The following is a 22177-nucleotide window of genomic DNA, read 5'->3' on the forward strand; positions in this document are numbered from 1 at the left end:
ACAGCTTTAGGACGAAGAATCGACAAAATAGTTTCATTAAATTTGACATGTCCTTTATTATACTATGGAATTGATAATAGGTAAATTTAATTCAACACAAATTCTAGAAACTCTTTGTCGACAAGTTCAATTTGCGCTTGCCCGTTAGTCATTTCAGCAATCCAATTTGTAAAGTCACGCTCCTCATCCGCTTTTGTATATACCAAAACTTCGACAAGCTCTGCATAATTTATTTCTTTTAAAGGGTAGACAGAATTGCGCACTTCATTTTCCACTTTTCCTAACCACGTATAGTCGATCGAGACTTTCAATAAATGATGCAGTTTACGCTCTACTACTTTTGCAGCATCAATTCCTTCTGTAGTAGCTTTCCCATAAGCGCGGATAAGCCCACCACCACCGAGTTTAATGCCACCAAAATAACGAGTGACAACAACTACAGTATCCTTGATACCTTGCTTTTTTAGTACCTCGAGCATTGGAACACCCGCAGTTCCACTCGGTTCGCCATCATCATTTGCTTTTTGTATATTATCATGCTCTCCAATAATATATGCGGAGCAGTTATGATTAGCACTTTTATGCTTTTCCTTGATATTAATAATAAAATCCTGTGCTTCCTCTTCGGATTCAGCTCGGTTAATATAAGTGATAAATCGTGATTTTTGAATGTTGATTTCACTCTCACCATAGCCTTGTACAGTTTTGTAATCTTTTCTCATAGATATATTTCCCCTCCTGATTCTATTGAAACATAGTTGTAAAGTAATTTTAATTTATTTTTAGTCACTTAGTGCTATAATAGGATTTGTCATCATTTGTGAATGAAGACTCATTTGGACGCATAAAGGAGAAAAAACAGATGACGAATATGAATTTTGATACGCAGTCGTTAGATGTTATTTTCGATCGGATGGTCGAAGTGATGGACCATTCGAAAAAGGATATATTCATTATAAGCGAACAAAGTCGACAAAGCTTTGAAGAAATGAAAGTGGAGTTAGAAATTATTCGGGGAGATATCGAGGCGGTTATTATTGAAGGGGATTTGCTAGATGCGAAATCGAAGCTTTCTAGAAATCGGTTAGCTGAAGTCTCTAAGAATTTTGACTCATACGATGAACCACAAGTTCGACAGGCCTATGAAACTGCAAATGAAATTCAAATAAATCTTCTCATCAAGCGTAGTGAGGAACGGCAGCTAAGAATGCGAAGAGATGATTTAGAACGCAGATTACAAGGTTTGTTAGAAATGATTGAGCGTGCCGATCATCTGGTAAATCAGGTGAATATCGTTATGAATTACTTAACTTCCGACTTGAAAAATGTAGGAGAAGCATTAGAAAATGCAAAAATTAAACAAGATTTCACCTTGAAAATTATCGAAGCACAAGAGGAAGAACGCAAAAGACTTTCAAGGGAAATTCATGATGGCCCTGCGCAAATGCTAGCGAATGTACTACTTAGAACAGATTTGATCAATCTTACATATGAGCAGCGCGGTGGAGCGGAAGCGATGAAAGAAATTCTTGACCTAAAAACAATGGTTCGCGATGCTTTGTCAGAGGTCCGTCGCATCATTTATGACCTTCGACCAATGGCATTAGACGATTTGGGGTTAATACCAACGCTTCGAAAGTATATAACGACAATTGAAGAATACAATCCAACAGGTAAAATCCATTTTCAAACCTTTGGAGACGAGAAAAGATTAGGAACCAATTTTGAAGTAGCCATATTCCGCATAATACAAGAGTGTTTAACAAACGGCACGAAACATGGGAAATTTACAGAAGCTTGGGTAAAAGTAGAATGGTTGAAACAAAAGATAAATATTATCGTCAAAGATAATGGGGCTGGATTTGATCCAGAGGTAGCAAAAGAAAAATCTTTTGGTTTAATTGGTATGAAAGAACGAGTGGATTTGTTAGCAGGAACGATGAAAATTATTTCATCCCCTGGCAAAGGAACTACAATTTTGTTTAGTATCCCATTAAATGAGGAATAGTAAATATGGCGTTTTTAACTATAGGAGGAAATGAACATGACAAAAATAATAATCATAGATGATCATCAACTATTCCGCGAGGGGGTAAAACGTATTTTAGACTTTGAAGATTCTTTCGAAGTAATAGCAGAAGGTGACGACGGCAATGATGTCTTAAGTCTTTATGAAAAGCACGTACCAGATGTAGTACTAATGGACATCAATATGCCTACCAAAAATGGGGTAGAAGCAACAGGAGAATTACTAGAAAAATTCCCAGAAGCAAAAGTAATTATCCTATCTATCCACGACGACGAATCATACGTATCCCACGCATTAAAAACTGGTGCACTTGGATATATGCTTAAAGAAATGGATGCGAATGCCATCGTTTCTGCTATCAAAGTGGTAGCAAAAGGCGGATCCTACCTACATCCAAAAGTAACGCGTAACCTAGTAGCAGAATTCCGTCGCCTAAGCGAACGCGAAAACAAAGGAAGCTTCCATCAAACAGAAATTCGTCGTCCATTCCATTTATTAACAAAACGTGAATGCGAAGTACTGCAATTGCTAACAGATGGTCAAAGCAACCGCACAATCGGAGAAACACTATTCATCTCCGAAAAAACCGTAAAAAATCACGTATCCAGCATCCTTCAAAAAATGAACGTCAACGACCGCACCCAAGCCGTAGTAACCGGCATCAAAAACGGCTGGGTAGAAGTTCGATAATTCAAAATGGACCCGTCCCGCCTTGGCGAGACGGGTTTTCTGTTGCAAGAGCAACGGCATCTACTACTAAAGTTGCGCCAACGGGAGTCAAATTTGCGCAAAGGACCGCTAATGTTGCGAGAAACCGCATGGAAGTTGCGCATCCGTCAGCGAACGTTGCGCATTCGAAAAAGTTGCGCCAAAGGGAGTCAATGTTGCGCAAAAGACCGCTAATGTTGCGAGAAACCGCTTGTAAGTTGCGTATCCGCCAGCGAACGGTGCGCATCCGGAAAAAGTTTCATCATTCGAATTGAATGTTGCGTAAAAAATCACCAATGTTGCGAGAAACCGCTTGTAAGTTGCGCATCCCAAAAAAGTCACTCACGAATCCATCACTTACTCTTTTTCCACAAAATATCGACTAGGTCCAGACCCATAGGCAATCAAATCCATACTATTTAACATGCGCGAAGCAGCATATTTAGAATCTATCATGCAAAATCTACGAAACTCTTTATTGGTGATTTTTTTATCAATTATCCTGAAGTAATCTCGTACCACTGATATATGTGCGTAGCGATCATTTCTACCACAAGCTCTACAATTCCAAGTTGTATATACACGCAGCATCCCCAAAACACCACAACTCGGACACTCCACACCCGGCCTTATTTCACTCACAGGAATTCGATAATGTTCGCAAAGCGGTGCATACACAAAAGTGGATTTACTCTTCAGTATCAACTTTTCAACCGCGAGTACTTCTTCATCGGAAAAACGAGCACTTTCACAATTATTGTACATCTGAGTCACTCGCTCAATTATGCTCTCTAACTTATAAATGGGATAATGGGCAGGTTTTTGAATAATACGGGAAGACTTGGCGGTTATGATAACAGCGCCAGTCACTTTCATTTGTGGAAGGGTGTTGCGTAGAAATTCTTTCACGAAGCGGATATGCCGCATCAATTGAAAATATGGATTGGAAAAGGGGGTATCTAGTCCATTTTCTTCCTTATAAAATTCATCTAGCTCTTCATTGAAATACAAGGCTCCGCTTATATTCTTCGACTCGAGTACAATACAGCACCGATCAGTCACAACGAGACAATCAATCTGTACTTTCCAATCATCAAGCTCTAGACAAACATCAGAAATAACACATAACTTACCTGGCAATCGCAACTCCCTTAACCGACCAACAAGCCTGTCCTCGCCCCGAACTCCAGCCTCCTGTTTACGAATCTCTTCACGAATAAAATCACGCATTACAGATTCTTCTTCCAACCTTTTCAACAAAGCAAAATGTCCACTCAATGTTTCAGCTCCTTTCTACCTATATCTTACATTCAGATACCAGAATATTCTACCTATTATTTCCGGGAACTTAATAATTGAGTTTTCGTCTTAAATATGACAGAATAACCTTCAGCAGGAGGAGACATACATGAAAATTATTCAAACAACTATACTAGCAGCCATCGCACTAACGTTGGCAGCATGCAATAGCAATGAAGATGCAGCACAAAACTCTAATTCGGCAAGTGATATCGCTCCATCAAACGCACAAAAAACAACCGATCACGGTGTGGAAGATAAGAGCGAAACGTCGATTGGCTTCGAAATGACTGGCGGCAATATTGAAGAAGCGACCAATGTACCAGAAGAAGAAAAAACAGCACTGATAAACTCCTTCACCGAATACATGGAAGCATTCAACGAAGAAGATGTTGAACGCTACATGAAAACAATCTCAAAAAATCCTGAAGGCTTTAACTACGATGACGAAAAAATTATGGTTGAAAAAACGTTCCATGATTTTGACACGACACGGACTGCCGAAAATATCACCGTCATCGAATACAATGAATCACAAGCCCAGGTATTCTCGAACATTCATACTTCACTAGAACAAATCGACTCAGGCGCAAAACTTAGCCAAAACGGTCGCCAAGTAACTGTATTCGTCAAAGAAGACGGTAATTGGCTAGTTTCAAGTGTCTATTATATAGGCGAATCAACTGAATAAAAACGCATTCCCCAGACATATATGACAAATATCATGTTTGGGGCTTTTTTGTGCTTCCATTTCTTACCCACATTCAGTAAACTTACAAATAGGAGTGTGATTTTATAAAATGAAGACAGCAATCGTAACCGACAGCACCGCATATATCTCGAAAGAAATTCGTGACCAACTGAATATTCATATGGTGCCGCTAAGCGTTGTCATCGGAAATAGCACTTACCAGGAAGAAATAGATATCAACACCACAGAATTCTACGATAAAATTAGGCTTGGTGGAGCTCTCCCAAAGACATCCCAACCAGCCTTAGGAAAATTTATCGAGACATATGAACAACTAGCAAAAGAATACGATGCAATTATCTCCATCCACCTTTCAAGTGGCATCAGCGGAACGCTTGCTGGAGCACAACAAGCGGGAGAAATAGTAGACAACATTGACATACACACATTCGATAGTGAAATTTCGTGTATGGTCCAAGGCTTCTACGTATTTAAAGCTGCTGAAATGGCACAAAAAGGTGCAACTCCAGACGCAATCATCCAAGAGCTAAACACAATGAAACAAACAATGCGTGCATATTTCATGGTCGACAATCTGGATCATCTTCACCGAGGCGGAAGACTAAACGGCTTCGAGCGTGTTATTGGCACAGTACTGCAAGTAAAACCAATTCTGCACTTCGAAAACAAAGTCATCGTTCCGTTTGAAAAAGTTCGTACTCGCAAAAAAGCGATGAAACGTATTTCGGACATGCTTCAAGAAGACTCGAATAAATTTAATATAAAAGCAACTATCATACATGCAAACAACGAGAACGAAGCAATCGCATGGAAAAACGAACTCCAAGCAACAATGCCAAACGTAGATTTCACGATCAGCTATTTCGGCCCCGTAATCGGCACGCATTTAGGGGAAGGGTCAATGGGTCTCGGTTGGTACAAAAACTAATTAGGAGAATGCCCATGAACGAACAGCTACAACAATTTCTCTCTGGCCGTATTTGGCTTCGCGAACACACCCCATTCCCACGCGAAGTCATCGACGCCCATATCGACTCCGGACACATCCACCTAAAGCCAGGCATCACTACATCTACAGAACCCAACCTTTTTTGGCAATCAAAGAAGAACGTATGCAACAGATGCCACAACACCAATCAATCCTACTTTCACTCATTCAACTGTGCACGCTGTAACCAAATATGTACTTATTGTCGCCATTGTATACGAATGGGGCGGGTGAGCAGTTGTTCCGAGTTACTCCTTTGGGACAAGCAGCATGCACGCGGCGCGAACGCCCATGTGTTTGCATGGAACGGCAAGCTAACCCCACTTCAACAAAAGGCAAGCGAAGAACTACTTTCTAGTGTCGAACGAAATGAGTCCCATTTAATTCATGCAGTATGCGGGGCAGGGAAAACCGAGCTTTTATTCCCAGCCATATTTGCAAGCCTACAAGCAGGCAAAAGAGTTTGTGTTGCGGCTCCCAGAACAGATGTTATTTTAGAATTATTCCCTCGCTTTCAGAAAGTCTTCCCAAACACAACCATTCATGCTCTATATGGAGGCGCACCTGACCAACACGGCTTCGCAGAATTAGTGCTCGCAACAACTCATCAGCTTTACCGATTTGAACGTGCCTTCGACGTCGTATTTGTCGATGAAGCAGACGCCTTTCCATATTACGCAGACGAAACACTCCAGCAAGCAGTCACAAAAGCTGCCAATCCGGATGCTGCCATTCATTATGTAACCGCCACTCCTACAAAGTCTTTAAAAACAACGAACCAATCCGTTCTCACACGAAGATATCACGGTCACAACCTTCCAGTGCCTAGGTTTGACAGTCTTTGGGGCTATACGAGAAAACTAAAAAAAGGCAAGATCCCTCCAAAACTAGAAGCATGGATAAACAAAAAGGTAGAAATGAAGACACCATTTCTCATCTTTCTCCCTACTATAGAAATGCTAGAAAACTTCCCTAGTGATTTACCTAGAGTCCACGCCGAGCACCCATATAGAAAAGAACTGGTTATGCAATTACGTGAAAAGAAAATACCAGGTCTCCTAACAACGACCATATTAGAACGAGGAATAACGATTGAAAATGTTCATGTGGCCGTAGTCGGAGCAGAGCAACCGATTTTCACTTCTAGTGCACTCATTCAAATAAGCGGACGAGTCGGAAGGTCAGTGCAGTATCCAGAGGGAGATATTGTATTTTTTCACCATGGGATAAGCAGAGAAATGGATAAAGCACAGGATGCGATAGAAGGGTGGAATCGAGCTTGAAATGTTTAATTTGTGGCGCACCATACAAATCTCCACCAACCTGGTCGAAGCTATTTTTATATGAACTAGATTCTTCTACTTGCATTAGATGCTTCGGTAAATTTGAAAAATCCCAATCAGTCATTGATTTTGCAGACTTTCGAGGAACCCCTTTTGACGGAGCAGTCGACTCTGTTTTTAGCTTGTACTCGTACAATGAAGCGATGAAAGAATATCTACACCAATACAAATTCCTTCAAGACGTTGCACTAGCTACAGTATTTGCTGGGAAGCTGCAGCAGGCATTTCAGTCGAAAGAAGGCATTGTCGTCCCCATACCGATGCACCCAGACAAATTAGTATTACGTACATTCGCTCAGGTGGATGAACTACTAAATGCTGCGCAAACTTCCTATCAACATGTACTTTCTAAAATCACAACTGAGGCCCAGGGAAAGAAAACAAAAAAGGAACGTTTAAAAACAACAAATCTTTTCGAAGAAATCCAAACAATCCAACCCACAAATTATATTTTATTCGACGATATATATACGACTGGAGCAACGATTCACCATGCCGCAAAGATTTTAAAGGATGCAGGAGCGAAAAGAGTCGAAGCCATCACTTTAATAAAAGGTTAACCAACCGATATAAAGAAAGAGAATATATTGTGGAGGTAACGACATGGGTGAACTAAAAAATTGTCCGTCATGTGGCGAATTTTTTAACTATACAGGAATGAGAGAAGTTTGTAACAACTGCGCTGTGAACGAAGAAAAACTTTTCGAAGTTGTATATCGCTTTCTTCGCAAACGCGAAAATCGTGCAGCAACAGTAGAGCGAATTGTAGAAGTAACAGGTGTGGAAGAGTCCCTACTACACAAATGGGTTCGTAAAAACCGCCTGCAGCCGGCACTGTTCCCAAACTTAGGTTATCCATGCGACAACTGTGGGAAAATCACAAACACAGGTAAACTATGCAAAAATTGTGTAGAAGACTTACAGTCTGGTTTACGCCAATTTGATGCAGCACAAGAGTTTCGTGAAAAAGTAGCAAAACAAGAAAGTGGTACTTACCATTCAGATAGTAGGAAAAAATAAACTCTCACCTTGTGTGGGAGTTTTTCTCTAATTTAAACCCAGGTTCTTCAAACCTAATTGCAACATAAATTTACCTAACTAACACATAAGTAACAATGAGTACCGCATAAATACATTTAATCGCCTACTTAAACTTCAAACCACTTCACACCAACCAAATACCCTTCAATTCCAGACACTCTATTAATCCTCAAGACCTATTCCTCACAAATCGTTCAAATTACTCTAAACACTTCATATTTCATGCCGAAATAATACGTAGACACTTCAAGAAAAGGGGAGGACATAACTTTATGAAAATTACAAACGTTGGTTTAAACCAAATAAACCCATATAAACGCAATCAACAACAAGTTGAAAAAACACAGCAAACAACTAAAACAACCGCAGATCAACTAGAAATTTCGTCTGCTGCAAAAAGCATGCAAACAAAATCACCAGTTGAGGTAGAACAAGCAGAGCGAGTTGCTGCCATCAAAGCAGATATCGATGCAGGAACATACAAAGTAGATGCGAAAAAACTAGCATCCAACATTCTAAATTATTACCGCCTATAAAAGGAGCTTACAAACATGTCCATCGATAACATTTTGCAATCACTCAATAAACTAGATATGCTTCATAAAAGTTTACTTGAAGTTGCATACAAAAAAACAGAAGCTATCAAAATTGGGGACATGGACAGTCTAAACCAGCTGCTCAAGGATGAGCAGGCGCACGTAGCAGGTATTTCACAGCTGGAACAACAGCGTCAAAAAGAGGTAACGGATTACCTTCGAGCAAAAGGAATTGCTCCTACTGACAATCCAACTGTTGCACTAGTCTTAGAAAATACCAACATAGACGAAGATAAAGCTCAACTTACAAAAGCACGTAACAATCTTTTACTAACTGTAGAATCGCTCAAAAGTCAAAACGACTTAAACCAAAAATTGACGATGCAATCACTTCAATTCGTCAACTTAACGCTAGATGCTTTAAGACCGAAGCCAGACCAAATAAACTACTCAAAGTCAGAAGTACAAGCACCTTCCAAAGGCAAAGCATACTTCGATTCACAAGCTTAAGGAGGCTCACCCATGCGCTCTACATTTATGGGACTAGAAGCAAGTAAACGCGGATTATTCACTCAACAATCCGCTCTATATACAACAGGACATAACATCTCCAACGCCAACACAGTAGGCTACTCACGCCAACGCGTCAATATGGAAGCAACACTTGGCTATCCCGGAACAGGTTTAAACGCACCAAAAACACCTGGTCATATTGGTACTGGTGTCCAAGCGCAATCTGTTCAGCGTATTCGTGATTCCTTCATCGACAGTCAATACCGTCAAGAATCCAATAAACTAGGCTACTGGGAATCGAGATCGCAAGCCATTACACAAATGGAAGACGTACTAAACGAACCCTCAGAATATGGATTAGCAAAATCAATGGATGAATTTTGGAAATCTCTACAAGACTTAAGCGTAAACCCTGAAAATGGAGGCGCACGTTCCGTAGTAGTACAACGAGGGATTGCTGTAGCAGATTCTTTTAACTATTTGTCTAAATCCATCTCACAAATACAAACAAACGCAGGAAATGAAATAGGTATATCTTTAAAGGACGTAAACTCTGTACTAGAACAAATTGCAAGCATAAACGAACAAATCAAAGCAATTGAACCAAATGGCTATATGCCAAATGATTTGTACGATGCTCGTGATGTTTTATTAGATGAACTTTCAATGTATTTTCCAATTGAAACGAAATATGAAAAGTCAGGCGGGAATGCCTTAGCAATCGCAGAAGGTTCTGTGACTGTTTCTTTGAAGCTAAAAAATGGTACGTCAATAGAAATAATAAATGGTAAGGATTTTAATCAGTTTAGAAGCACCTCCTCGGCAGTTACAGATGGAGTCACTCCTACTGGACCAGTAAGTGGACTAGCAGTTGTGACAGTGGACGCAACAGGAGTTATTACAAACACAACCGACATTTCTCTTTCAGACTTAAATGATTCCGGAAAAATCAAATCATTAATCAATTCATATGGCTATGAAACAGGCGGTGCTAATAATTCTGTTAAAGGTCTATACCCAGATATGATTGCAAAACTAGACCTAATGGCAAAATCTTTTGCAGAAGCATTCAATAAATTACATGCAGGCGATTCAACAGGTACACCCGCAATACAAGGTGGGACTGATTACTATGGTAATCAAGGAAAAGACTTCTTCATTAAAACAAGCGGAGCTGACATTACTGCAGCTAATATTTATGTGTCCGATGACATTATTGGCGACCCCAATCTTCTGGCTGCTTCGAATTCTAAAGCGGGTGAAGCAGAGCCAGGTAATGGAAAGCAAGCATTAGAGTTAGCAAATATAAAATTTGGAATGTTAAAAGATTTAGGAAATGTCAGTGCACAAACTTACTTCGAAGGTCTTATTGGACAACTGGGAGTAGACGGACAACAGTCTGTTCGATTAACTTTCAACTCAGCAACCCTTCAACAAGCAGTTACAGAACGCCGTTCATCCGTTAGTTCCGTGTCTTTAGACGAAGAAATGACGAACATGATCACATTCCAACAAGCATACAACGCAAATGCACGTATGATCACAGTTATCGATGAAACTTTAGACAGAATTATCAACGGCATGGGCCGTGTCGGATTATAAAATAGAAATCGTAAGCGACTCGTTCAGCACTGACAAGTAAATGAACAAAATCGAGGATGGCGGTTTTTAGCCACCACAGAGTTTGTTCATTTGACCTCGAGGTGCTAGGCGCTGAAGACTAGACAATAGGGGGGACTAAACATGCGCGTAACCCAATCAATGTTATCCAACAACATGTTGCGTAACTTATCAACTAGTTACTCAAAAATGGGAAATCTACAAAATCAAATCAATACAGGTAAAAAAGTTAATCGCCCATCAGATGATCCAGTAGTAGCTATGAAAGGAATCGGCTACCGCACCGCTTTAGACAAAGTAGAACAATTCCAACGAAATATAGGGGAAGTAAATAACTGGTTAGATAGTTCAGACGATGCACTGGACAAAGTAGGTTCGGCATTACACCGTGCGAATGAACTAGCTATCCAAGCAGCCAATGGAACAACCACTCCAGATGACCGGGCAAAAATTGAAGCAGAGTTAGACCAGCTTAGACAACATATACAAAATATCGCCAATACAAAAGTTGGCGACAAATATATATTTAGTGGGACAAAAACGACAACTCCTTTATACGATAAAAATATACATGGAGCTAGTGGTTTTCCACCTACAAGTACAGATCCAGCTAACCCAACTTCTTATCAAAAAGATGTGGATATTGAAGTATTCGATGGAATTACACTTAAAGTAAACACAAATGCGATCGATGTATTCAAAAATATTGATCAAATGTTCCAAGATATACAAGCAGGAACTGTCGATTTCAATTCAGCAATCGGTAATATCGATAAGCAAATGAATAGTCTACTTACTACTAGAGCTGATATTGGAGCACGTCAAAATCGTGTGGAGCTGATGGACAACCGTCTTCAATCACAATCGGTAATAGCTACCAAGCAAATGTCTGAAAACGAAGATATTGATTATGAAAAATCAATCACAGAAATGATTACACAAGAATCGATTCATCGCGCAGCACTATCTGTTGGAGCACGAATTATTCAACCTTCACTAGTAGACTTTTTAAGATAATAAAAAGCGTTTGGACAATATGCTCCAAGCGCTTTCTTTAAAGGAGAGAGCATTTGTGAATATCCCCAAACTCCAGGTCCAAACGACAAAAGCACAAATTGGATTACATACACAAAAGCCGGTTCAGCAGATTGAACAGCCACGTGTAAACTTAGATATTCAACAGCCAAAAGCTATACAAACAATGGAGACGACTAAACCCCAGCTTACAATTGATACGGAACAAGCCAGAGCTGATTTAGATTTAAAAAGCTCCGCTAAAAGAGTTTCGGAAGTAGCACAGAATGCTGCTCAAACAGCGCTTGAAGGAGTAGGAAGACGAGCAGAAGAAGGAAACCAACTTATGCGAATTGAAAATGGTGGAAATCCCATTGCTAGTCAAGCAAAGCAAAGAGGTAGGCAACCTTATTCTTCATTATCCATCAAATTCATTCCCTCTCATGGAAGTGTAAAAGTCAATTTTCAACCTGGCAGTGTAGATATAAAAGTAGAACCACAACAAGTGATTAACAATACAACAGCCAATAAGCCAATCCACAACTATACACCTGGAAAAGTGACTGTGGAAATGCAACAACATGCATCCATTCAAATAGATTGGCTTGTATAAATAGATAGGAGCAAATAATATGAAACTCAAAACCGCATATATGGGAGAAGTAGAAATAGATTCTTCTAATATACTTAAGTTTGAACATGGAATACCTGGCTTTGAATCGGAAAAAGAATTCGTGTTAATTCCTATAGAAGATAATGAGGAGTTTACTGTCTTGCAATCTGTTCAAACAGAAGCCCTGGCTTTTATTGTCACTAACCCTTATAACATAACCATAGACTATAATATCGAATTAGAAGAAGCGACGGTACATGCTCTTCAAATAGAACAAGAAAAGGAAGTTGCTGTTTTTGCAATCGTTTCTTTAAAGGAAACAATTGCGGAGTCAACAGTAAACTTAAAAGCACCAATTATTTTTAATACATCGAATAAAAAAGCGAAACAAGTAATCCTAAACAACGAAGAGTATAGTATCCGGCAACTTCTCTCTTCAGAAAGTCAAAAGGGGTGATCAAATGCTAGTATTATCCCGTAAAGCAGGAGAAACGATTTGGATAGGGGAAGACATCGAAATCGTCATCTCAGAAATAAAAGGAGAACAAGTCAAAATAGGAATTAGGGCACCAAGAAGTATAGATGTAATTCGTGGTGAACTAAGACAAGATGTTTCTAAATCTAATACAGAAGCAATACTTAAAAACATGGATATTTTCAAGCCGAAAAAATAACGATTGAATAAATCGACAAAAAAATTTAAAAAAGTTTATAAAACTATTAAACATTGGAAAATCATTCCGATACTATCTATGTAAGCAAGAAAAACGGGGTCCGGCCGGCTCGGTTCTCTTGTCTCATACAAAAAAACAAAACACTGCTCACATGGATGTGAGCAACACATTCCAAGGAGGAACTAATAATGAGAATTAATCACAACATCGCAGCACTTAACACACACCGTCAGTTGAACAGTGCAACAAATGCACAATCTAAATCAATGGAGAAATTAGCGTCAGGTCTTCGTATTAACCGTGCTGGAGATGATGCAGCTGGGTTAGCAATCTCTGAAAAAATGCGTGGACAAATTCGTGGTTTAGACCAAGCTTCAAAAAATGCGCAAGATGGCATCTCAATGATTCAAACTGCTGAAGGTGCTTTAAATGAAACACATAGTATTCTTCAAAGAATGAGAGAATTAGCAACTCAAGCTTCGAATGAAACTTTACAACCTGAAGATAGAACGGCTATCGGGGAAGAAGTGCTTGCGTTGAAAGTAGAGATCGACCGAATTGCTGATAATACTGAATTTAACGGAAAAACTCTTTTAAACGGGTCACTTTCAACTTCATTAAATACTGGTACTACTAAAATCCAAGAAGGTGTTATTGTAACTGGAGCCAAACATACTATTGCTAATGTAGATGTTACAAAAGCAGCAGCAAGCACTACATTTACACTATCAGCAGGAACTGCTGCAGATGAATTAACAATGTCTGCAACTGTTAATGGAGTTGCTAAAACACAAACAGTTAAACTTCTTGCTAACTCACAGACAATTGACTTTTCTGAGTTTGGGGTAAAGTTTGATGTTGCAGGTACAGATACTGCAGCAGGTCTTAGAACAGGTTTAGTTAATGCTGCTAATAATACAATTACAACAGCTGCAGGTAGCTCAGCTGCAACATTCCAAATTGGTGCTAATGCTGGTCAAACTATGTCAGTATCCTTTGGAGATGCAAACACTGCTGAACTAGGAACCTCTGGTAGTGAACTTTCTGTAATAATTACTGATAATACAAATGTTAGTACTACAGCAAAAGCACAAACTTTATTAACTAGTGTAAATACAGCAATTAATGATGTATCTACTTTAAGAAGTAATTTGGGAGCATCACAAAACAGGTTAGAACATACAATCAGCAACTTGGATACTTCATCTGAAAACCTAACTGCATCTGAATCTCGTATCCGCGACGTAGACATGGCAAAAGAAATGATGGAACAAACGAAGAATTCGATTCTTTCTCAAGCAGCACAAGCAATGTTGGCTCAAGCGAACCAACAACCACAAGGAGTTTTACAACTTCTTCGTTAATTTTAGATTTTATTGAAGAGACTCTAGCTTTGCTAGAGTCTCTTTTCTTGTCTTTGGAAGGATATATTATACATTAGCAAACTTACCAGGATAATTATGGCAAGTACATTAAACTAGATGTTCAGGGAATTGAGCTTAGAGATAATAGGGAAGAATTTGCTGGTTTTTGGGATATATGTCTATGAAAGATCAAAGGATTTATGGGGAAGTTGTGCTTTTTTCTTTGAGACAGATAACAATATTCAGTTGATTGTTGGAGGAAACGTTCAAAGCAATGGAAATGGTGGTTCTAATTTGAGTGGTAATAATATCGATTTAAAAAAATTGTCAAAATATTTATTTGGTTTTACCTTTATCAGAATTATTTATTAGAGAATCGACCTTTATTAGCAATAATTCTTCACCATTCTGGCAATACTCTATAATTCAACTCATTTATTTTTGTGCGAGATACCCATAGAATTAGAAACGGTGTTATCGCTGGCACTTTATGAGTGCATACCTATGTCTAATCAGTTTTATCACAATTGCAAGTTTAAGGAAACGTCTTTAGAGAAGGCAAGATGAATCCAAGTCAACAAATTTGGAGTTAAATTATAATAGTCTATTTATCCTAGGATCCAGATTTTTGTGACTTCGCTTTTTTTACTGGTAGAAAAACATTATTTTAAATTCCTACCAAATTATATTTTTGATGATAACGAAACTAAAATACTAGAATTTGAGACAGTCTTATTAAATATATTTATAAATAACCGATATAGACAGTAAGTAATACATTAACAAGGGGGGCAAGATCTGAATGGTCAATCGAGTTTCTGATTCTGTTGTAAATGTTCCACATATTACGTCTTTAAAAACTGCTGATGTAGAATTAATTAGACCCATTCCGACTACTAACAATAATCCTCAATCAAATGAGAGTGCTAGACAAGAGCTTTTACCTGCTGAAAAAGCGAAAAAAATGACAGCTAGTATGAATCGGTTTATGGAATCGACTAATACAAACTTGCGATTTCAATTTCATGAAGAATTACAAGAGTATTATGTGACGATTGTAGATTCGAAAACAGATGAAGTGGTGAAAGAAATTCCTTCTAAAAAACTCATGGATATATATGCAGCTATGCGTGACTTTCTTGGAGTTTTAGTCGATCACAAAATTTAGAGAGCAGGTGGAATTGTGCGTATTACTGGATTAGCAAGTGGTATGGATACAGATACGATGATTAAAGATTTAATGAAGGCTGAAAGAATTCCTTTAGATAAAATAACACAGAAAAAACAATATACTGAGTGGCAATTAGAAGATTATCGATCGATTAATAGAAAACTTAATGATTTTAGTAATAACCTTTTTGATACGATGATGAAACCATCTACATTTTTAGCTAGAACTGTGAATGTCTCATCTTCAGATGCAGTTAGTATAAAAAGTGTAAGTGCCACATCTGAATTTTCTGGAACGATTTCCGTTTTGCGTTTGGCATCACAAGCCACTATGCAAAGTAATGATAGTATAGGTAAGAATCTTGATACTAAATTGACAATGAGTGAGTTAGGTTATGCCGGAGCTGGTTCCATAATGATAAATGCGATTGATAAAGATGGTAATTTAAAAGCAGAAAATGCTAAAACAATTACTTTTGATCCTACAAAGGATACTTTAGAGTCGGTATTAAAAAAGATTAATAGTGAGTCTGGAGTGTCTGCTTTCTATGATTCATTTTCAGGTAAAATTGCAATGACAGCTAAAAACTCAGGGAATGTTGTTGGTGACGTTGAAATGCAAGTAAGCGGAGATTTAGCAACGTTTTTTAACTTATCTGCAAACAATGTTACTGCTGAACAAAATGGAAATGGTAAATCAGGGGTTAATGCAAAGTTTGTTTTCAATGGTTTGGAAACGGAACGAACAACTAATTCCTTCCAAATTAATGGTTTTGAAATATCATTAAAACAAGTTACTACTGATCCATCAGATTCTACAAAAACCAATCCTGTATCATTCAGTTCTGCTCCTGATACAGATAAAGTATTGGATGCAGTTAAAAAATTTATCGATGATTATAATAAAATGATTGAAGAACTAAACGCTAAAGTTCGAGAAACGAAATATCGTGATTTTCAACCTCTTTCTACTGAACAAAAAGCAGATATGAAGGAAAAAGAAATTGAACTTTGGGAAGAAAAGGCAAAGAGTGGTACGCTTAAAAATGAACCAATTCTTACGAGTATGCTGCAAAGTATGCGTTACGCTCTAAATAGTGCTGTGGAAGGTACATCAGGGACTATACGTTTAAGTGACATAGGGATTACCACTTCTAAAGATTATTCTGCAAATGGTAAGTTAGAAATTGACGAAAAAAAACTAAGAGAAGCGATAAACGCTGATCCAAACAAAGTATATGAAGTTTTCGCAAAGTCAGGTACTTCAGCTACGGATGAGAATATCGGATTAGTTTCCAAAATGCGTAAGACTATAATTGAAAGTCGAACAAAATTAACAGATAAAGCAGGAATCACTGGAGCGGCTAATTCAACGTTTGCCATTGGGCGATTGCTGAAGGGCTATGATAATCAAATCACTCGTTTTGAAGATCGTCTTCAAATGGTTGAAAGTCGTTATTATAAACAATTCTCCGCAATGGAGTCAGCAATATTACGTGCGAATAACCAGTCTGCCTATTTAATGAATGCATTTAGTGGTGGATAATGATAATTAAGTCTCAAGTGTGACAAAAAAAGGAGTGTTATCGTGGCTGTAAACAACCCATACCAAGCCTATCAACAAAATAGTGTGACTCAATCTACACCGGGAGAGTTAACGCTTATGTTATATAATGGATGTTTAAAGTTTTTGAACCAAGCGAAAAAAGGGATCGAAACAAAAGATATCGAGTTGAAAAATACGAATATCCAAAAGGCACAAAATATTTTACGTGAATTAATGATTACGCTAGATATGTCAGTTCCTGTTTCCGAATCAATGGCTTCGCTTTATGAATATATGATTAACAGTTTAGTGGAGGCGAATATTAACAATGATGCTATCATTGTGGAAGAGGTATATGGTCTGACTACCGAATTCCGTGATACTTGGAAGCAAGTGATTCAAATTAATCGTCAAAAACAATACGGCTCAACAGGTGAAATATGATTCGAGAGAGTCTAACAACATGGAGAAATGTGACGGAACAATTGGTTCATATTTTAGATGAGCGTGATGAAGAAAAGCGAGACTCTATTATTGCTCAAATAGATAAGTTATTAAATCAACGAGACGTATTGCAACCATCTATCCAAGAACCTTTTTCAGATGAAGAAAAGTCGTTTGGACAAGAGCTTATTCAGTTGGAAAAAATTCTTCAAGCGAAATTAAAAGTGTATATGAAAGATATACGGATAGATATTTCGGACCAACAAAAAAAGAAAGTATCTGTCCATGCTTATATGGATCCTTATAACCAAGTGTTCCGTGATGGTACTTTTTACGATAAAAAGAAGTAATAAAGAATGATAAAAGCTCTAAGTAATTTATTCTACTTAGAGCTTTTAATTGAACTATATTACTGAATTACATTTACTTACATTTTGATTAACAGAACCTATATCCTTACTTTTAAACAAATTTCTCTTCATCAAACACATACTCCTTCAACAAACTCTCCAACTTCAAAGCCAAACCAATACTTCCATCCACCTTCAGCTTTCCAAACATAAAGGCCGTTGTGCTATTCAAATTACCAGTAATAAGCTTTTTAAAATCAGCGGTACTTAATCTCAAAGTACAGTCTGCATGGTGCGATAGATCGTAAGATAAAGTGGCTTGATCATTATGGAGAATAAGTTGTCTGTTAACTCAAATTGGTAAGGTACATTTTCATTTTGAATCGGTGCAGGATTGTCATTGATCGTTTGGACAATTAGTAACCAAACTTTCTCCATTGGTAGTTGATTTATGCTAGGCAGGGGTTACTTCCTCCTTTGGAAAATTATTTCAATATATAACTATTATCATCCCATATTTTGAATAGTTTGACTAGAAATATTGCCCGGGAAATTTATTGAAAATTATAATGTTATTGATTAGTAGAAATGGTATTATTACTTTAGTAGTCAAAAAGAAGGAGGGTTTCTATGTTCAAGAAAGTGCTAATAGTAACAGTTTTACTTACTTCGTTTGCATCAACTGCAAGTGCTAATAAATTTCATGAGGTAAAAAAAGGTGACACGTTAACGAAAATAGCTAAGTCCAACAAAGTAACACTCAATGACCTCCGCTCGTGGAATAAACTTACCAAAGATAGTATTTATATTAAACAAAAATTGATTGTAACAAAGCCAACAGCTATGACTAAAGCACCGGCAAAAGTGATTGCTTCTAAATCTATAGGTATAGGTAAGAAGACCTTGAACCAGAAACCAGTAGATGTACCTGTTAAAGTAAAAGAAGAAAGTCAGCCAACAACTCCGCCACTTGTGGAACAAGCTAGGAATTTATCTATAAAAGGACAAGCTGTATATCCTTCCCTAATAGATTTTGCAAAACGTCTAGAAGGTATTCCATATTTGTATGCTGGTAATACAATAGCCGGATTTGATTGTAGTGGGTTTATTTATTTTGTACATAACCAAGCAGGCTTGAATATGCCTCGTCAGAGCAGTGAAGGGTATTTTGCACAAAGTGCGAATGTTTCTAGTCCACTTGTTGGAGATCTAGTATTTTTTGAGAATACCTATAAAGAAGGAATTTCTCATATGGGAATTTACATAGGTAATAATGAATTTATACATGCTGGCTCAAAAGGTGTAGAAGTTGCAAGTTTAAATTCGGTTTATTGGAAAGAGCATTTTGTATCGTTTAAACGATTTCATATAGTAAGTTCGGAGAAGTAATTGATGGTGTACACAACAGGAGGTACCTTATGAAAATGACTATAGGTAAAAAAATGTGGTTTGGTTTTTCGGCAATATTGCTGTTATTAGCTATTTCTTCGGTAGTAGCATTTGTTTCATTAGACAATAATGGAGAGAAATATCAGTTTCTATTAGATGATCGAGTTGTCAAATTAGATTTAATAAAAGAAATTGAAATTGCTCAAAAAAATACTACACGTAGTTTGTTAGATTTTTTGTTATTTAATACAGATGCTTCTCGTAAAGGAGTTGCTACTCATTTAGAAGAGGCAAGTAAGTTAGAGGAAGAATTATCAAGTAAACTTTTTTCACCAGAAACAAAAGCATTAATGGAAGACTTACAGAAAAAAAGTGTAACTATGCAAACCAAAACGGAAGAAATTATAGCTGCAAAACAAATTAATGATACTACAATGGTCAATAAACATACGGCGGATGCAAAAACAATGAACGCCGATTCGTTGAAGATATTACAAGAGATGGAACAATTTTTATTAAATGATATGGAAGAAACTAGAGCAGATGTTAATAATTTTGATGCAACTGCAAAAATGATTATTATTGTACTTGGTATTGCTAGTATAATCTTAGGAATAGTTATAGCGTATTTTATAAGTAGAAGTATTGCAAATCCAGTCAAAAAAGTTACTGCTGGCATGTCTGAAATTGCCGATGGTAACTTAGTAGTTGAGCCGCTCAATATTAAAAATAAAGATGAAGTTGGAGCAATGGCTAAAGCATTCAATACGATGAGCTCAGATTTACGACAAATTGTAACCAACGTCCGGGATTCTTCCATGCAGCTTGCCGCAAATGCTGAAGAGCTTTCTGCGAGTTCGGAGGAAAGTTTGGCTTCGTCACAAATGGTTGCAAAATCTGCGGAAGAGCAAATGGCCACGAGTGAGCAACAGGTTCGACATATGGATACATCTGTAAACTCGATGAGTGAGTTATCACAAGGCATTGATCAAATTTCTGTTAACAACGAAGAAATGCTACAAGCTGCAGACGACGTGACGAATCTTGTGAAAAAAGGTTCGGATGTTGTGTCAGATGTTGCTAATCAAATGAACAATATTCATACAACGTTTAAAGATACAACGCTTATCATGCAAAATATGGCCAAGCATTCGGACGAAATTCAAACAGTTACTGCTCTTATCACAGATATTTCGGAGCAAACGAATTTACTTGCCTTGAACGCAGCAATTGAAGCAGCACGTGCTGGTGAGTATGGAAAAGGCTTTGCAGTTGTAGCAGAAGAAGTGCGCAAGCTTGCAGAGCAATCAAAGAACTCTGCATCAGAAATTGAAAAAATGGTGCAAATGATTCAAACAGCTTCTGGGGACGCAGTTAAGGCAATTACAGTAGGCGGAGATAAAGTAGAGGACGGTCTGGCGAAAACAACTGATTCGCTGCATGTGTTTACTGAAATAGAAACAGCTGTAGGGTTAGTCGGCTCCAAAGTTGAATCCGTTTCTGCAGCAATCGAACAAATTCAAGCAATGGCTGAATCCGTTTCCGAAGGATCGCTTGAAGTGCAACGTCTAGCCGCACAGGCTGCAGAAGGAGCAAATGATACAAGTGCTGCTACGGAAGAACAACTCGCTGCAACCGAAGAAATTACGTCCAATGCGCAAGTTTTAGCAGATTTAGCGGAAACTCTGCAAAATAATGTTAGTCATTTCAAAATTTAAATTAAATCAATCTATCCTATGTCGTTTAATATGGCATAGGATTTTTTTATGGCACCTTAATTAGAGACTAGTTGTGAGAAAGTTGCTCGATGTTGCGCGTAACCGGAATCCATTTCGCAAAACATATTTAATGTTGCGATAATCAAATCGTTTCGTAAAAGGAACAAGATGTTGCGAGAACCATGCGCAAAGTTGTGCATAACCAGAATCCGTTGCGCGACCCACGTGAAATGTTGCGCAAATGGATAAGATTGTTGCGGGTACCATGCGCAATGTTGCGCATATCCAAAATACGTTGCGCAATCCACTCATAATGTTGCGCTCTAGGGAACACCATACTTTATAAAAAATAAAACTAGGGAGCACCCCTACTTTTAGCTGAAACTAGCCTCTAATATTCTATAACTCGTCACAGAGTTTTAGCAGAATATCTAGTATACTTGCAGTAGGGAGTTGTTTCGGTATGTATACATTCATTATTTTCATACATGTGATTAGTGCAGTATTATCGATTGGACCATTTTTTGTTCTTTTTCCTTTATTAAATAGGATGAAAGGCAAAAGTGATGAGATTCTTGATACGGCATTAGAAGTATTTCAAGCGGCGATTCGCCTTGTGAAACACGCTGGCCATGTTCTTGTTGGTTCGGGAATACTTCTTGTGTGGCAGGGGAATTGGCCATGGACCACTTCCTGGGTCATTATGACAATTCTCGTCATGGTAAGCTCCATCGTATTTTTAGCTAAAGCATTTAAGCCGAATATTCGTGCATTCCGTGCGGGAACTATTGACTTGGATACGCTCATAAAAAAATTAAGGTCTGCCGTGTGGAAATATATTTTGTTATTACTCATCATGTTATGGTTTATGGTTGCTAAACCTAACTTATGGTAATATATAACCCTTTCTCTTCGTTGAGAAAGGGTCTTTTATTTGTCCATTTGCTATTCTCAAAGCGGTTCTTGCGATCGCCGGGGGCAACTTGCGACTAAGTTATACTAACTTGCGATTCGCTTCATTCTAGTTTGTAATTAACCAATTTCCTATTTTAAATTACTTCAAATCTCTCACCCCTTATATTTTTAACAAAAAGTTCACAATTATT

27 protein-coding genes are annotated in these 22177 nt (G+C 37.9%); 23 read left to right on the forward strand and 4 right to left on the reverse strand.

Features of this window, described 5'->3' with window-relative positions:
• Positions 1–86: 86 nt before the first annotated feature.
• On the reverse strand, positions 87–722 hold the full coding sequence (locus tag BLR36_RS00940) for a YigZ family protein (RefSeq protein ID WP_093059497.1): 636 nt from the start codon (positions 720–722) through the stop codon (positions 87–89).
• 140 nt (positions 723–862) lie between these two features.
• Here BLR36_RS00940 and BLR36_RS00945 point away from each other — a divergent pair, with 140 nt between their 5' ends.
• Both BLR36_RS00945 and BLR36_RS00950 read left to right on the forward strand, forming a co-directional pair.
• Positions 863–2008, forward strand: a complete 1146-nt coding sequence (locus tag BLR36_RS00945) for a sensor histidine kinase (protein ID WP_093059499.1) — start codon at positions 863–865, stop codon at positions 2006–2008.
• 36 nt (positions 2009–2044) lie between these two features.
• Positions 2045–2719: a response regulator gene (locus BLR36_RS00950; RefSeq protein WP_093059501.1), complete on the forward strand. Its 675-nt coding sequence runs from the start codon at positions 2045–2047 to the stop codon at positions 2717–2719.
• 1 nt (position 2720) lies between these two features.
• Here BLR36_RS00950 and BLR36_RS19130 read toward each other — a convergent pair whose 3' ends face one another.
• Together BLR36_RS19130 and BLR36_RS00955 are read right to left on the reverse strand one after the other, a co-directional pair.
• A complete protein-coding gene (locus tag BLR36_RS19130) occupies positions 2721–2849 on the reverse strand; it encodes a hypothetical protein (RefSeq protein WP_256370992.1) in 129 nt (42 codons plus the stop codon).
• 245 nt (positions 2850–3094) lie between these two features.
• On the reverse strand, positions 3095–4015 hold the full coding sequence (locus BLR36_RS00955; protein ID WP_093059503.1) for a nuclease-related domain-containing protein: 921 nt from the start codon (positions 4013–4015) through the stop codon (positions 3095–3097).
• Positions 4016–4145: 130 nt separating this feature from the next.
• On the opposite strand from BLR36_RS00955, the gene BLR36_RS00960 reads away from it, so the two are divergent.
• From BLR36_RS00960 to BLR36_RS01045, 18 genes are all read left to right on the forward strand, one after another.
• Complete coding sequence (locus tag BLR36_RS00960) at positions 4146–4727, forward strand: nuclear transport factor 2 family protein (protein WP_093059505.1); 582 nt, start codon at positions 4146–4148, stop codon at positions 4725–4727.
• 109 nt (positions 4728–4836) lie between these two features.
• Positions 4837–5676 (forward strand): DegV family protein, encoded by an 840-nt coding sequence (locus BLR36_RS00965; protein ID WP_093059507.1) that lies wholly within the window; start codon positions 4837–4839, stop codon positions 5674–5676.
• A gap of 290 nt (positions 5677–5966) precedes the next feature.
• Positions 5967–7019 (forward strand): ATP-dependent helicase ComFA, encoded by a 1053-nt coding sequence (locus tag BLR36_RS00970; RefSeq protein ID WP_371326687.1) that lies wholly within the window; start codon positions 5967–5969, stop codon positions 7017–7019.
• Positions 7016–7639, forward strand: a complete 624-nt coding sequence (locus BLR36_RS00975) for a ComF family protein (protein ID WP_093059509.1) — start codon at positions 7016–7018, stop codon at positions 7637–7639. The genes BLR36_RS00970 and BLR36_RS00975 overlap by 4 nt, the downstream gene beginning before the upstream one ends.
• 43 nt (positions 7640–7682) lie before the next feature.
• Positions 7683–8099, forward strand: a complete 417-nt coding sequence (locus tag BLR36_RS00980; protein ID WP_093059511.1) for a TIGR03826 family flagellar region protein — start codon at positions 7683–7685, stop codon at positions 8097–8099.
• 293 nt (positions 8100–8392) lie between these two features.
• Positions 8393–8656: a flagellar biosynthesis anti-sigma factor FlgM gene (flgM, locus tag BLR36_RS00985; protein ID WP_093059513.1), complete on the forward strand. Its 264-nt coding sequence runs from the start codon at positions 8393–8395 to the stop codon at positions 8654–8656.
• A 15-nt stretch (positions 8657–8671) separates the two neighbouring features.
• Entirely contained in the window at positions 8672–9166 is a 495-nt protein-coding gene (locus BLR36_RS00990; RefSeq protein ID WP_093059515.1) for a flagellar protein FlgN, read from the forward strand.
• A 12-nt stretch (positions 9167–9178) separates the two neighbouring features.
• Positions 9179–10771, forward strand: coding sequence for a flagellar hook-associated protein FlgK (gene flgK / locus BLR36_RS00995; protein ID WP_093059517.1), 1593 nt, complete (start codon positions 9179–9181; stop codon positions 10769–10771).
• 141 nt (positions 10772–10912) lie between these two features.
• Complete coding sequence (gene flgL, locus BLR36_RS01000) at positions 10913–11806, forward strand: flagellar hook-associated protein FlgL (RefSeq protein ID WP_093059519.1); 894 nt, start codon at positions 10913–10915, stop codon at positions 11804–11806.
• A gap of 55 nt (positions 11807–11861) precedes the next feature.
• A complete protein-coding gene (locus BLR36_RS01005) occupies positions 11862–12416 on the forward strand; it encodes a DUF6470 family protein (protein ID WP_093059521.1) in 555 nt (184 codons plus the stop codon).
• A gap of 19 nt (positions 12417–12435) precedes the next feature.
• Positions 12436–12873, forward strand: coding sequence for a flagellar assembly protein FliW (gene fliW, locus BLR36_RS01010; protein ID WP_093059523.1), 438 nt, complete (start codon positions 12436–12438; stop codon positions 12871–12873).
• 4 nt (positions 12874–12877) lie between these two features.
• Positions 12878–13090, forward strand: coding sequence for a carbon storage regulator CsrA (gene csrA / locus BLR36_RS01015; RefSeq protein ID WP_093059525.1), 213 nt, complete (start codon positions 12878–12880; stop codon positions 13088–13090).
• A 188-nt stretch (positions 13091–13278) separates the two neighbouring features.
• Positions 13279–14454, forward strand: coding sequence for a flagellin N-terminal helical domain-containing protein (locus BLR36_RS01020; protein WP_093059527.1), 1176 nt, complete (start codon positions 13279–13281; stop codon positions 14452–14454).
• A gap of 129 nt (positions 14455–14583) precedes the next feature.
• Entirely contained in the window at positions 14584–14826 is a 243-nt protein-coding gene (locus BLR36_RS01025) for a hypothetical protein (RefSeq protein WP_139185056.1), read from the forward strand.
• Positions 14827–15256: 430 nt separating this feature from the next.
• A complete protein-coding gene (gene flaG, locus BLR36_RS01030; protein WP_093059531.1) occupies positions 15257–15622 on the forward strand; it encodes a flagellar protein FlaG in 366 nt (121 codons plus the stop codon).
• Between the two features lie 15 nt (positions 15623–15637).
• Positions 15638–17170, forward strand: a complete 1533-nt coding sequence (locus BLR36_RS01035) for a flagellar hook-associated protein 2 (RefSeq protein WP_093059533.1) — start codon at positions 15638–15640, stop codon at positions 17168–17170.
• A 42-nt stretch (positions 17171–17212) separates the two neighbouring features.
• Positions 17213–17614 carry a flagellar export chaperone FliS gene (gene fliS, locus BLR36_RS01040; RefSeq protein WP_093059535.1) on the forward strand — a complete coding sequence of 134 codons (402 nt, stop codon included), beginning with the start codon at positions 17213–17215 and terminating at the stop codon, positions 17612–17614.
• A complete protein-coding gene (locus BLR36_RS01045) occupies positions 17611–17964 on the forward strand; it encodes a flagellar protein FliT (RefSeq protein ID WP_093059537.1) in 354 nt (117 codons plus the stop codon). The genes fliS and BLR36_RS01045 overlap by 4 nt, the downstream gene beginning before the upstream one ends.
• 112 nt (positions 17965–18076) lie before the next feature.
• Here BLR36_RS01045 and BLR36_RS01050 read toward each other — a convergent pair whose 3' ends face one another.
• Positions 18077–18301, reverse strand: a complete 225-nt coding sequence (locus BLR36_RS01050; RefSeq protein ID WP_093059539.1) for an SCP2 sterol-binding domain-containing protein — start codon at positions 18299–18301, stop codon at positions 18077–18079.
• Positions 18302–18594: 293 nt separating this feature from the next.
• Here BLR36_RS01050 and BLR36_RS01055 point away from each other — a divergent pair, with 293 nt between their 5' ends.
• From BLR36_RS01055 to BLR36_RS01065, 3 genes are all read left to right on the forward strand, one after another.
• Positions 18595–19353 carry a C40 family peptidase gene (locus BLR36_RS01055; protein WP_093059541.1) on the forward strand — a complete coding sequence of 253 codons (759 nt, stop codon included), beginning with the start codon at positions 18595–18597 and terminating at the stop codon, positions 19351–19353.
• A 29-nt stretch (positions 19354–19382) separates the two neighbouring features.
• Positions 19383–21071 (forward strand): methyl-accepting chemotaxis protein, encoded by a 1689-nt coding sequence (locus tag BLR36_RS01060; RefSeq protein ID WP_093059543.1) that lies wholly within the window; start codon positions 19383–19385, stop codon positions 21069–21071.
• A 463-nt stretch (positions 21072–21534) separates the two neighbouring features.
• Positions 21535–21966: a hypothetical protein gene (locus BLR36_RS01065; RefSeq protein ID WP_093059545.1), complete on the forward strand. Its 432-nt coding sequence runs from the start codon at positions 21535–21537 to the stop codon at positions 21964–21966.
• The last annotated feature ends 211 nt before the right edge of the window (positions 21967–22177 follow it).

Source organism: Psychrobacillus sp. OK028, from assembly GCF_900103605.1.
Lineage (GTDB): Bacteria > Bacillota > Bacilli > Bacillales_A > Planococcaceae > Psychrobacillus.